This window comes from Bacillus cereus group sp. MYBK30-2 (assembly GCF_051915945.1).
Taxonomy (GTDB): Bacteria; Bacillota; Bacilli; order Bacillales; family Bacillaceae_G; genus Bacillus_A; species Bacillus_A paramycoides.
In genome coordinates, this window is the sequence record NZ_JBQAFR010000002.1 from 1,032,591 (window position 1) to 1,045,351 (window position 12,761).

Genomic DNA, 12,761 nt, shown 5'->3' on the forward strand with positions numbered 1-12,761 from the left:
CTCCTCAAATTGTTTTAATCTTAATAAAAATAAAAAAACTCCCGCCTCTACTGTTTGAACAGTAGGGACGAGAGTATTATACCCGTGGTGCCACCCTAATTGAAGCACGTATGCTTCCACTTTTTTAATAACGCTTAAATTTGCGTTCATCTCTACTAAGCATATACACCTTTCGAGTTGAAACCTACAGAGTGTCATTCAATCAGTCATCATGTAGAAATGTTTTCAGCCTAGGACATTTCTTCTCTTTCCATGTGTGTCTCATTTACTCTTCTCTATCAACGGCTATATTCATATGTAAATATAAAATTACTATACGTTTGTTGCGTAGGATTGTCAAGTGCTCTAGGAGCGTTCAATTTGCTTCTTTAGACGCTTTACATCTTGTAGTGAAATTCCGAACTCAGAAGCGAGTTCCATTGAAGTATTGTTTTGCTCTTTTGAAATAAAATCATGAAAATTCACGTTAAACAGTTGATTTGCACCATTTGTAACAGAATGTCCTTTTTCATTCATACGCATACGTATATCCCTCACATTCAATATGGATGTTTTACTTTTTATTGTTCCATATTGATGAGATAGTTATACATAACTGAAACAGCTATTGATTCCAAACAAACATTAGAATTCGATTAACAATAATAACAATAGCTAATCCACTCGCCAGCATAGGATGCTTCAAATGATACAATGCTGCAACGCCTAATCCAAAAACGGTAATCTCTAATAGAACGTGTAGAGTGCCATGAAGTTCCCACTCTGCATTGGGCGCTCCAAATAGCCCCCATATAACAGCCACAACAACCGGAAGAATTACAGAAAGCATAAGTTTTACAGCCGGTATTTCTCCTTTACGAAATCCCCAGTACCCAATACTCCCAAGAATGCATAACTCTAACATAAAGCGCAAAGCTATATTGAATTCTTGAATCATGATACACCTTCTTCTACTTTTATTCCCCTTCACAATCATCCTATGATAAATCAACAAAACATACAACAATGTATGAAAAAGAGAGGATTATATAATCCTCTCTTCTCGGGCAACACTATTTACTTTCCACAATTAAGGTCACCGGACCATCATTGATTAAAGAAACGTCCATCATCGCTCCGAACTTCCCTGTTTCGACATGCAGCCCTTGTTTACGAACTTCTTCATTAAAGAAATCATATAAACGCTCTGCATAGTCAGGTTTCGCAGCATCCATAAAGTTTGGACGTCTTCCTTTACGGCAATCTCCGTATAATGTAAATTGCGAAATAGATAGAACTTGTCCCTTCACATCAAGTACAGAGTGGTTCATCTTTCCGCTCTCATCTTCAAAAATGCGTAGGTTTGCAATTTTTTCTGCAATATAAGTTGCATCTTTTTCTGTATCTTCATGCGTAATGCCAACTAGTAATGTTACACCGAATGGAATTTGTCCTACAATCTCACCATCTACTGTGACAGACGCTTCCTTTGATCGTTGTAAAACAACTCTCATCTTTTCTACACTCCCTATTAATGCATCATGCGTCGTACTGCATAAATTTCCGGAACACGTTTAATGCGCTCCACTACTTTTTTCAAGTGTTGTAAGTTACGAATCGAAATCGACATGTTAATCGTCGCCATCTTATTACGGTCACTTCTACCGGAAACGGCTGAAATATACGTTTTCGTTTCTGTAACAGCTTGTAATACTTCATTTAATAAACCACGACGATCATAGCCTGAAATTTCAATATCAACATTGTATTCAATCTCTTTTTCAGGGCTACCTTCCCACTCTACTTCTAATAAACGCTCTACCGCTTCTTCTGTATGCACATTAACGCAATCACGACGGTGAATCGATACGCCTCGGCCTTTCGTAATATACCCAACGATATCATCGCCCGGAACTGGGTTACAGCATTTCGATAAACGAATTAATAAATTATCAGCACCGCTTACCTTTACACCAGAATCCCATTTTCGAATTTTCATCGGTTTACGAACTTCTTTAACTTCAACGATTTCTTCTTCTTCACGTTGCTTACGGAACTTGTCCGTTAATCGCGTAACAATTTGTGCAGCTGTAATTCCGTTATATCCAACTGCTGCAAACATATCTTCTTCATTTGCAAAGTTAAACTTCTCAGCAACACGTTTTAAATTATCAAGCGCTAATACTTCTTTCATCTCATACTCTAAGCCACGCACTTCTTTTTCAACAAGCTCACGGCCTTTTTCAATATTTTCATCTCTACGTTGTTTCTTAAAGAATTGACGTATTTTATTTTTCGCATGAGATGTTTGAGCAAGCTTTACCCAATCTTGACTTGGGCCATACGAATGTTTCGATGTCAAAATTTCAATGATGTCACCCGTTTTTAGCTTATAATCAAGCGTCACCATTTTCCCATTTACCTTTGCACCAATTGTTTTGTTTCCAATTTCCGAATGGACACGATACGCAAAATCAATTGGGACAGAGCCAAGAGGTAATTCCATAACATCGCCTTTCGGTGTAAAGACAAATACCATATCAGAGAACAAATCAATTTTTAATGATTCCATAAACTCTTCTGCATTAGAAGCTTCATTTTGCCATTCTAATATTTGACGGAACCATGTTAGTTTCTTCTCCAATGTACCCGTTGTTTCTGCTGTTTTTCCTTCTTTATACGCCCAATGTGCCGCAATCCCGAATTCTGCAATTTCGTGCATTTCTTTCGTACGAATTTGCACTTCAAGTGGATCACCTTTCGGCCCAATTACAGTCGTATGAAGAGATTGATATAGATTTGCTTTCGGCATTGCAATATAATCTTTAAAACGACCTGGCATTGGCTTCCAGCACGTATGAATAATTCCAAGTACCGCATAACAATCTTTAATACTATTTACAACGACACGTACAGCTAATAAATCATAAATTTCATTAAATTGCTTATTTTGCAGTGCCATTTTACGATAAATACTGTAAATATGCTTTGGTCTTCCAGAAATCTCAGGTTGAATTGCAACTTCTTTTAATTTCTCACGAATGCCAGTCATTACTTCATCTAAATATTCTTCACGCTCTGCACGTTTACGCTTCATTAAATTCACAATACGATAATATTGCTGCGGGTTTAAATAGCGAAGTGACGTATCCTCTAGCTCCCATTTAATAGTACTAATTCCGAGTCTATGTGCTAAAGGTGCAAAGATTTCTAACGTTTCATTTGCAATGCGACGCTGCTTCTCTTGAGGCAAATGTTTCAATGTACGCATGTTATGAAGACGATCAGCTAGTTTAATTAAAATAACTCGAATATCTTGAGCCATTGCAATAAACATTTTGCGATGGTTTTCTGCTTGTTGCTGTTCATGGGATTTATATTTAATCTTTCCAAGCTTTGTAACACCATCGACAAGCATAGCGATTTCTTTATTAAATTCCCGTTCAATATCTTCTAATGTAATTTCTGTATCTTCCACTACATCATGCAAGAAACCTGCCGATACTGTAGATGGATCCATGTGTAAATCAACTAAAATACCTGCAACTTGAATTGGGTGAATAATATATGGTTCACCCGATTTTCTATATTGTTCGCTATGTGCATCACGCGCATATTCATAGGCACGTGCCACTAGCTCAATATCTTCATCCGCTAAATATTGACTTGCTTTCTCGAGTACCTGTTCAGCTGTTAGTACTTGCTCATTTGCCATCGAATCACCTTTTATTGAAAATTGACTTTATCTTTATTGAATAGAATAAATTATATTCTATCATTATAACCCAATGATTGTGAATTGTGAAAAGGAAAAGATTTTACTGACATTTCACCATATTTTTTGTGCAATTATACAAAAGTACCCGCTCCTCTCCAAGAGATTCACGGGTACTTTTTATCACCGTAGTTTCACCTATATAATGATTAGTATTTTTCTAATACTAATACATCGTAACCATCTAACATTTTACGACCATCTAAGTAAGTAAGCTCTACTAAGAATGCAATTCCTGCTACAACTCCGCCAAGTTCTTCAACTAGTTTAATTGTCGCTTCGATCGTTCCACCTGTAGCTAATAGGTCATCTGTAATTAATACACGTTGACCTGGCTTAATTGCATCTTTATGGATTGTTAAAACATCTGTTCCATATTCTTTACCGTAGTCAACTGTAATTACTTCACGTGGTAATTTTCCTAATTTACGAACTGGTGCGAAACCTACTTCTAATGCATAAGAAACTGGGCAACCGATAATAAAACCACGTGCTTCTGGTCCTACTACAACATCAATGTCTCTTTTTTTTGCATAAGCAACGATTTCATCTGTTGCTGCTTTGTATGCTTTTCCATCGTTCATTAAAGGTGTAATGTCTTTGAACACAATACCTTCTTTCGGATAATCTGGTACAATTGCGATATGTTGCTTGAAATCCATATTTCTGAATCCTCCTCAGATATAAAAGGCTTGTAAATACAAATCCTTTACCATAACTGTTCTACTTATTTATGATTACGAATCGTTTCAAACCATGTATATAGTTGCTGATATGTGCTATAAACCAATTCTTTCTCTAATTGTAAGTGGTTCATTTTCTCACGATATGTGTTCGATTCAATTAAATCACGCTTTTGTTTTTTGTCTGCCATAAAAATGACACCGTCTTTTATTGTAACAAATTCTAACTCAAAAAACACCTGTGTCATGAAATTTACTGTATCTTTTGACCAACCTTTATGACGACACAATTGTTCCCCATATTGCCTTAAAGAAAATGGAGCTTTTTGGTTCAAGAAAGAATAGTACCATTTAAAGTGTTCCCTCGTTGGGACTGTACTAAATAAATGATTATTCTCTTGATACAATAGTGTATAAATCCGGGCAGGGAATCCTGACTTAAATAAATCACGTAATTCATCTGTTCCTTTCGGTAAATCAAGTAACACAATGTATTGATCATCTAAATGACTTACCTCTGATGCATGCACGAGCTGTTCTTTATAGTCTTCTAAAGCAAATTTATTCAATACCTCTTCAGAAAAATACACCATTATTATTTTTTCTTTCGGAAGTTCTGCTAAATTCGCTTCTACATTACGCATACTACGCCAGTCAAATAATTGCCATGCCTCTACAGCAATATCTTGCACCATTAATTGCGGCTTTTTAAAGTTATTCCATTCATTAATGGACGCTTCTCCTACTACAGAAACCTTCGCAACCGGAGAGATTTCTTTCGCATAAGCACCGAATCCAAATCCAATTGTGTCCAGTGTTGCTTGTCCATCACGAAGAGCCATTTTCAAATGAGATCCATCAGATCCGATTGCACGAATACTTTCTAAGTCAGCGTTTTTCACCGCAATACGTGGTTTCGGATTTCCTACGCCAAATGGCGCTAACTTTTGCATATCCTCAATCGCGGCAAGCGTTACATCCTCTACTTTACAAAATGCATCCACTGCTGTAATCGGAATAAAATCTTCTTCTGTTAAAATTACATCTGCTTGCTCATTTAATCGCCTTCTTAATTCATCCACATCATTCATATGAAGCGTCATTCCCGCCGCCATCGGATGGCCTCCGAAATGCGGTAACAGTTCACGGCAATCTGAAAGGTTTGCAAACAAATCAAACCCTGCAATACTACGAGCTGATCCCTTTGCTGTTTCTTTATGAGGATCAATACTTAATACAATCGTTGGACGGTAAAAACGTTCAACTAACTTAGAAGCGACTATTCCAATTACCCCTGGATTCCAACCTTCTTTCGCAAGAACTAATACTTTATTTTCTTCTGGCGGGAATTTATTTTCGACTTCAGCGATAGCTTCTTCTGTAATTTGCTTTACAATATCTTTTCGAAGTTTGTTCAGCTCATCAATCTCTTCAGCTAGCTCTTTCGCTTCCTCTGGATCGTCCGATAATAAAAGGTGAACAGCAGGTGCTGCATCTTCTAAACGTCCAACGGCATTAATACGCGGCGCGAGCGAGAAGCCAATACTTTCTTCTGTAATTTCACTTTGCGAAACGTTAGCAACTTTAAATAACGCCTTTAAACCGATATTTCGCGTCATTCGCATATGCTTCAGTCCACGCTGTACTAGCAATCTATTTTCACCGTGAAGTGATACTAAATCGGCTACCGTACCGATTACTGCAATTTCCAACAAATGCTCCGGCACACGACCTAAAAGTGCATGTGCAACTTTAAATGCAACACCAACACCCGCTAAATAATGAAACGGATAAACACCGCCCTCTAATTTCGGATGAATAATCGCAAGTGCTTCTGGTAATTCTGGTGGTGGCTCATGGTGATCTGTAATAATAAGATCTATTCCAAGTTCCTTCGCTACCTTCGCTTCATGTACCGCTGCGATACCAGTATCAACAGTAATAATTAGCGAGAACCCTGCACTGTGCGCCCAACGGAATGCTTCTTCATTTGGCCCATAACCTTCAGTAAAACGATTTGGAATATAAAACTCAACATCTGCACCTAATTCTTGAAGAGCAAGATATAACACAGTCGTACTACTTACTCCGTCCGCATCATAATCACCAAATATTAATATTTGTTCTCCATTTTCAATAGCTTTTTTCACACGTTCTACAGTCCGATCCATCCCTTCAAGTAAAAATGGATCGTGAAATTCTTGATCTGCTGTATTTAAAAAGTCTACAATCTTGTCTTCTGTATTTAAGCCTCTACCTAGGAATAATGAAGTCACTAAAGGTGATAATTGTAATTTACTTGCTAATTCACTCACTGGTTCCTCATTATATTCTTTTTCTTTCCAACGCGTTTTCGGTTGTAACACGAAATCACCCCTTAACCTATCCATTATACAAGACAGATTAAGGGGTGACAATATAATGCAAATAACGAGTGGATATCTGCATAATCAAATATCTACTATACTCAATTTGGAGAATACGGATTAATATGTACAAAAACATTTTGTACGTTATCTTGTTTCATAAGTACTTCTTTTACATGTTTTCCAATGCGATGTCCTTCTTCTACAGTGATATAAGGATCTACAGATACTTTAATATCAACAATTACATAATGACCATGTTCCCTCGCATATAAAGATCCGATTTTTTTCACACCTTCCACTTGAAGAACTGCCTCTCTAAGCGGAACAACATCTTCTTCATGACGAACATGATCGAGCGTTGCATGAATAGCTTCCGCTCCAATATCCCACGCCATCTTCGCAACGAGAAGTGAAACAAATAATCCTGCAATAGGATCAGCATATACAAGCCAATCTATACCTAACTTACCGCCGATAATAGCTGCACAAATGCCGATTAAAGCTGCAATTGAAGAAAACACATCAGAACGATGCTCATATGCATTTGCGATAATTGCATCACTATTTATACGTTTTCCTAATCGGAATTTATACTGAAACATTCCTTCTTTGACTACAATCGAAAGAACGACAGCAAAAATCGTAATTCCTTTTGGTGGTTCTAATTCTTGCGAAAAAGCTTTTATAGACGAGATCGCTATCTCCAGTCCAACAATAAATAATAATACCGCAACAATAATCGCTGAAATCGATTCCGCTTTACCGTGACCGTACGGATGATCTTCATCAGGCGGTTGCTTCGCCGCTCGCAATCCAAAAAGTACAGCTAACGAGCCAATTACATCCGATCCAGAATGCACCGCATCCGCTAAAAGTGCCTTACTGTTTCCAATGTAACCAATTACCGCTTTTACAATCGCTAATATAATATTACCAACGATTCCGACAATAGCACCAAACTCGGCCTGTTTAAAACGTTCATCTTTTTCCATAATTAAAATCCCTTCTTTTCTTAACCTATCGTTTTATCCCGCTTTAACGGGCAGTAAGACTCCCACCTCAAAATCCGGCAAATACGAGGAAGTTAGGTGGGAGATCAACTGCCCGTAAAAGCCCGATTGGTTCAACTAATAATCAGTGGGGGATGACCCCCCACTGATTAAAGTTTCACTTTATTATAACAAAACTAAAGACCTCTCCACCACTTTCTTCCATTTGTTCTTTTTTAAAAGACGCTACATTATTGTATCCAGAAACGAAAAAAGAGATGCCCCATAAAAGGACATCATCTTTATATATATTTTCATTTTTACACTTGCGGTTCAGTTACTGGTTTTTCTACTTTTTTATTTCCTTTACCCTTTTTCAAACGACGGTTTTCAAGCATTAACCAAATTTGAGAAGCAACGAAAATAGAAGAGTACGTACCTACAACTAATCCAATTAATAACGCAAGTGAGAAGTTACGCAGTGATTCACTACCGAAAATAAGTAGTGCAATTACTGGGAACAACACTGTTAATACTGTATTAATTGAGCGACCAATTGTTTGACGAATACTTGCGTTTACGATTTCTTCTAAATCTTTTATATCACGAACTCGTTTTTTCTGTTTGTATAACTCACGGTTTCTATCGAACGTAACGATTGAGTCATTGATAGAATAACCGATAATTGTTAACACAGCAGCGATAAACGTTAAGTCTACCTCTATTTGGAAAAGACTAAATATAACAATCATAACGAATGCATCGTGTAATAATGCGATTACTGCAGATACTGCGTACGTAAGGCGGAAACGAATACTTACGTATAAAACGATTACTGCAGAAGCAATTAATACTGCGATAAATGCATTTCGCGCAATTTCTTTCCCTATTGTCGGCGAAACTGTACTTACGTTTGGATCTGTACCATATTTATCGTGGAAGAATGTTTTTGTTTTCGCAATTTCATCTTTTGATAGAACACCTAATGTACGAACTGCGAAACCTTTATTGTCATTTCCAGTCGGTACAATATTTTCTTCCTTCACATCAATCTTCAGTTCGTTGAAATCTTTATGAACGTCGGACACAGTAAGTGCTTGTTTTGATTGCAAGTCAATACGTGTACCACTTGCAAAGTCAATTCCAAGGTTCATTTTGAAGATCGGTAATATAATTGCCCCAGCAATTACAACTACAATTGAGAATAAGAAGAATTTATGACCGATATTTACGAAGTTAATACGATCAAATTTCGTCGGTGGATGTACTACACCTTTTGTTAATGGAATAATATCCTTTTCCTTAACACCAAAGTAAGATGGCTTTTTATCGAAGTAACGGCTCTTTACAAGTAAACCTAGTAAGAAACGAGTACCGAATACATTCGTAATAAAACCAACTAAAATACTTACGATTAAACTTGTTGCGAAACCTTTTACAGAGCTATTACCGTAAGCGAATAAAACACCTGCTGCTGCAATTGTTGTAATGTTCGCATCTAATATTGTCGCTAATGAACGATGGTTACCAGCACGAAATGCTGACATCATCGACTTACCAATTTTCAGCTCTTCCTTTAACCTCTCGTACGTAATGATATTCGCATCAACTGCGATACCAACCCCGAGCACTAATGCCGCAATACCTGGCAACGTAAGAACTGCATGCATCCAGTTAAAGACTAGTAACGTAACGAAAATGTATAAACCTAACATAATAACCGCTACAAGTCCTGGCAGACGGTAGAATACAAGCATAAATAGGAAGATAATAGCAATACCGATCGCACTAGCGAAAATCGTTTGCTCTAATGCTTGTTGACCAAATTTCGCTCCAACAGATGTTGAATACATTTCTTTTAAATCAACAGGAAGTGCCCCTGCATTTAATAAAGATGACAGTTCTTTCGCACTTTCAACTGTGAAGTTTCCACCTACGATAGATACTTCAGCTTGATTAAATACTTGATCTACTGTTGCTGCTGATAAAAACTTCGGATTCGGTTTTGCAGATTCTGCTTTATATGAATCTTTTCCTTCTTCAAAATCAAGCCAGATTACCATTAAATTCGTTGGTGGTGGCATTTTTGAAATCTTTTCAGTTACTTCACGGAATTTTTCAGCGCTTTTTAACGTAAGTCCAACACTTGGACGACCTTTATCATCAAATGTTTGCTTCGCTCCGCCGCCTTTTAAATCCGTTCCGTCCATAAGAAGATTGTCATTCACATCACGGAATGTTAATTTCGCTTGTGTTGATAACATTTCACGCGCTTTTTGCTGATCTTGTACACCAGCAAGCTGGACACGGATTCGATTTTCTCCTTCGATTTGAATGTTCGGCTCACTTACACCGAGAACATTGACACGATTCTCAAGAGCACCTACTGTACTTACAAGTGCATTATGATCGATTTTATCACCTTTTTTGGCTGGTTTTACTTCATACAGAATTTCAAAACCACCGCGAAGGTCTAGTCCTAGACTAATTCCTTTTGCTATGTCTTTTCCTGCCGCACCAATTACTCCACCAATTAATAAAACGATGAGGAAAAAGGCGGCAATTCTTGTACCACGCTTTGCCATATGTACCCTCTTTCTGCTACTAACAGATTCCATACATCACTTGATTCACTTGCAATAAGCAAATCTCTATACCTATATGCTTGTCTAGTTAGTAGACTTCCTTTCTGTAAAATACATGTGTTTCTTGCTAGGTCATCACTAGCTGTGTCGGTAAGACCTACGTAATACCTACACTTTCATTATTTTTTCTCTTCACTACCTCCTTTATATATAATCTTAGACATAATTATTTCCTCTTTATCAATACCTATCATTATACTGCAAAAGGAAGAACAAACCAATTGCAGTCGGTTATTTATTTTCATATTCATCAAACGACCAAAGTGGCGCTTGATATGCTTCAACAGTTAAATAATTCATATATTCATTAGTACTTACTCTTAATACATCATTTACTAATTCATATAATCTAACATCACTGTCTATCTTTTTCCACTTTTTCACCTTGAGAAACTTCCAAATATCATTATCTGTCACTCGGTCGTAACCAAACATTTGAAACTCTTCTACTTTACTTTCTAAAACGACTTGTAACTGTCCGCGGTATGATTCTACCAAAGCCTCTTTATCCAACATATATAACATCTCCTTCTTATTTCAGCACGAAAAGTCGCTTTTAATCCCGCTCTAATGGACAGCAATAACTACTTTCAAGAGCATTATCATACTCCACTCTCTTAAATGCTTGTCATTCTTGTCTCATACGTGCATATAAATTATTGTAAATCATTCCATTGATTTTGAGAAGGTAGGAGAAGACCATGACGAAACAAAGCTTTTTAAAAGGTGCTTTTATTTTAATGATAGCTGGCTTTATTACAAAAATCCTTGGGTTTATTAACCGCATTGTAATGGCACGTATTTTAGGAGAAGAAGGCGTTGGCCTTTATATGATGGCTGTCCCCACCTTCATTTTAGCAATTACATTAACACAAATCGGCCTTCCTGTTGCGATTGCAAAATTTGTAGCAGAAGCGGAAGCAGTGAACGATAAACAAAGAGTTAAAAAAATATTAACTGTCTCGCTAGCAGTTACATCCGTTATTAGTATCGTTTTAACAATTGCGATTATGCTACTCACACCTATTTTAGCAAAAACATTATTAACAGATGAAAGAACATACTATCCATTAATGGCTATTTTACCTGTCGTCCCTGTTATTGCAGTTTCTTCTGTTTTACGTGGTTACTTCCAAGGGAAACAAAATATGAAACCGAGTGCTTATGCCCAAGTTTTAGAACAAGTGGTCCGCATTACAATTATCGCTGTATGCATTCGTTTATTTTTACCTTATGGCGTAGAATATGCTGCAGCCGGCGCCATGCTATCAGCTGTTCTTGGCGAAGTTGCATCTTTATTATTTTTACTTACTTTATTCCAACGCGAAAAACATTTATCTATACGCTCTGGATTTTTCACTACTGTAAAGGAGAGCAAAAATACATTTTATTCCCTTATGGACATTGCACTCCCAACTACAGGAAGCCGCTTGATCGGTTCCATTTCTTATTTCTTTGAACCTATCGTCGTTATGCAAAGCTTAGCGGTCGCCGGCGTTGCTGCTTCTGTCGCAACTCAGCAATACGGTATGTTAAACGGTTATGCGTTCCCGCTTCTATCACTGCCAGCCTTTATTACATACGCTCTTTCTACAGCACTCGTCCCATCAATTAGCGAGGCAATGGCAAAGAGACAACACAAATTAGTTGAACACCGATTACAACAAGCACTTCGAATTTCATTAATAACCGGCGGATGGTCAGTCGTTATATTATATGTATTTGCTTCTCCTGTTTTAACTCTCATGTACGGCTCAGACAACGCGACGGCGTTCATCCAGCTTCTTGCACCTTGCTTTTTATTTCATTATTTTCAAAGTCCCCTTACATCTGTGTTGCAAGCTTTAAACTTAGCACGCGCTGCTATGATGAACACATTTATTGGTGCTATCGTAAAATTAATCGTTATCTTTGTACTCGCTTCACGCCCAGAGTTCCAAATGATGGGGGTTGCTCTCGCCATCGCAGCAAATATCGTGACGGTAACATTCCTTCACTACGCCACTGTTTTAAAGAAAATTACATTTACCATTTATGCAAAAGACTATATTTTCGGCGGGATTGCTATCGGGATTGCTGGTACCTTCGGTTTTTATCTTCATAAGCATATCGTTTTTTCTCATTCACTTGGCGTACAAACATTATGGGAGATCACCTTAACAACAATCGTTTATATCGTTCTCCTTTTCGTTTTCAAACTCATCCGAAAAGAAGAATTAAGTCGGCTCCCTATCATTCGTAAACTTTCATTTTTGAAGTAAAGTGAAACTTTAATCAGTGGGGGCATCCCCCACTGATTATTAGCCCGCACCAATCGGGCT

General features: G+C 37.4%; 10 protein-coding genes and 1 other annotated feature. Of the genes, 1 reads left to right on the top strand and 9 read right to left on the bottom strand.

Annotation, left to right across the window (positions count from 1 at the left end):
* Positions 1-60: 60 nt before the first annotated feature.
* Positions 61-291 (bottom strand) — a binding site (T-box leader).
* Positions 292-345: 54 nt separating this feature from the next.
* From ACTFQM_RS16970 to ACTFQM_RS17010, 9 genes are all read right to left on the bottom strand, one after another.
* A complete protein-coding gene (locus ACTFQM_RS16970) occupies positions 346-522 on the bottom strand; it encodes a hypothetical protein (protein ID WP_001242605.1) in 177 nt (58 codons plus the stop codon).
* Between the two features lie 82 nt (positions 523-604).
* Positions 605-937 carry a YrdB family protein gene (locus tag ACTFQM_RS16975; RefSeq protein WP_002173579.1) on the bottom strand — a complete coding sequence of 111 codons (333 nt, stop codon included), beginning with the start codon at positions 935-937 and terminating at the stop codon, positions 605-607.
* A 115-nt stretch (positions 938-1,052) separates the two neighbouring features.
* Positions 1,053-1,493, bottom strand: a complete 441-nt coding sequence (locus tag ACTFQM_RS16980) for a D-tyrosyl-tRNA(Tyr) deacylase (protein ID WP_440035306.1) — start codon at positions 1,491-1,493, stop codon at positions 1,053-1,055.
* A 17-nt stretch (positions 1,494-1,510) separates the two neighbouring features.
* Positions 1,511-3,694, bottom strand: coding sequence for a GTP diphosphokinase (gene relA, locus ACTFQM_RS16985; protein ID WP_002173581.1), 2,184 nt, complete (start codon positions 3,692-3,694; stop codon positions 1,511-1,513).
* 209 nt (positions 3,695-3,903) lie between these two features.
* Positions 3,904-4,416: an adenine phosphoribosyltransferase gene (locus ACTFQM_RS16990; RefSeq protein WP_002173582.1), complete on the bottom strand. Its 513-nt coding sequence runs from the start codon at positions 4,414-4,416 to the stop codon at positions 3,904-3,906.
* Positions 4,417-4,481: 65 nt separating this feature from the next.
* Positions 4,482-6,803, bottom strand: a complete 2,322-nt coding sequence (gene recJ / locus ACTFQM_RS16995) for a single-stranded-DNA-specific exonuclease RecJ (protein ID WP_440035308.1) — start codon at positions 6,801-6,803, stop codon at positions 4,482-4,484.
* Between the two features lie 101 nt (positions 6,804-6,904).
* Positions 6,905-7,798: a cation diffusion facilitator family transporter gene (locus tag ACTFQM_RS17000; RefSeq protein WP_440035309.1), complete on the bottom strand. Its 894-nt coding sequence runs from the start codon at positions 7,796-7,798 to the stop codon at positions 6,905-6,907.
* Between the two features lie 317 nt (positions 7,799-8,115).
* Positions 8,116-10,380 (bottom strand): protein translocase subunit SecDF, encoded by a 2,265-nt coding sequence (secDF, locus tag ACTFQM_RS17005; RefSeq protein ID WP_440035312.1) that lies wholly within the window; start codon positions 10,378-10,380, stop codon positions 8,116-8,118.
* A 291-nt stretch (positions 10,381-10,671) separates the two neighbouring features.
* Positions 10,672-10,956, bottom strand: a complete 285-nt coding sequence (locus ACTFQM_RS17010; protein WP_002173586.1) for a post-transcriptional regulator — start codon at positions 10,954-10,956, stop codon at positions 10,672-10,674.
* A 185-nt stretch (positions 10,957-11,141) separates the two neighbouring features.
* On the opposite strand from ACTFQM_RS17010, the gene spoVB reads away from it, so the two are divergent.
* Entirely contained in the window at positions 11,142-12,701 is a 1,560-nt protein-coding gene (gene spoVB / locus ACTFQM_RS17015; RefSeq protein ID WP_071718552.1) for a stage V sporulation protein B, read from the top strand.
* The last annotated feature ends 60 nt before the right edge of the window (positions 12,702-12,761 follow it).

Excerpts from the sequence above, each read along its gene's own strand:
- ACTFQM_RS17010 (WP_002173586.1), bottom strand. The coding sequence starts at position 10,956 with ATGTTGGATAAAGAGGCTTTGGTAGAATCATACCGCGGACAGTTACAA.
- ACTFQM_RS17000 (WP_440035309.1), bottom strand. The coding sequence starts at position 7,798 with ATGGAAAAAGATGAACGTTTTAAACAGGCCGAGTTTGGTGCTATTGTC.
- ACTFQM_RS16970 (WP_001242605.1), bottom strand. The coding sequence starts at position 522 with ATGCGTATGAATGAAAAAGGACATTCTGTTACAAATGGTGCAAATCAA.
- secDF (WP_440035312.1), bottom strand. The coding sequence starts at position 10,380 with ATGGCAAAGCGTGGTACAAGAATTGCCGCCTTTTTCCTCATCGTTTTA.
- ACTFQM_RS16990 (WP_002173582.1), bottom strand. The coding sequence starts at position 4,416 with ATGGATTTCAAGCAACATATCGCAATTGTACCAGATTATCCGAAAGAA.
- ACTFQM_RS16980 (WP_440035306.1), bottom strand. The coding sequence starts at position 1,493 with ATGAGAGTTGTTTTACAACGATCAAAGGAAGCGTCTGTCACAGTAGAT.
- ACTFQM_RS16975 (WP_002173579.1), bottom strand. The coding sequence starts at position 937 with ATGATTCAAGAATTCAATATAGCTTTGCGCTTTATGTTAGAGTTATGC.
- spoVB (WP_071718552.1), top strand. The coding sequence starts at position 11,142 with ATGACGAAACAAAGCTTTTTAAAAGGTGCTTTTATTTTAATGATAGCT.
- relA (WP_002173581.1), bottom strand. The coding sequence starts at position 3,694 with ATGGCAAATGAGCAAGTACTAACAGCTGAACAGGTACTCGAGAAAGCA.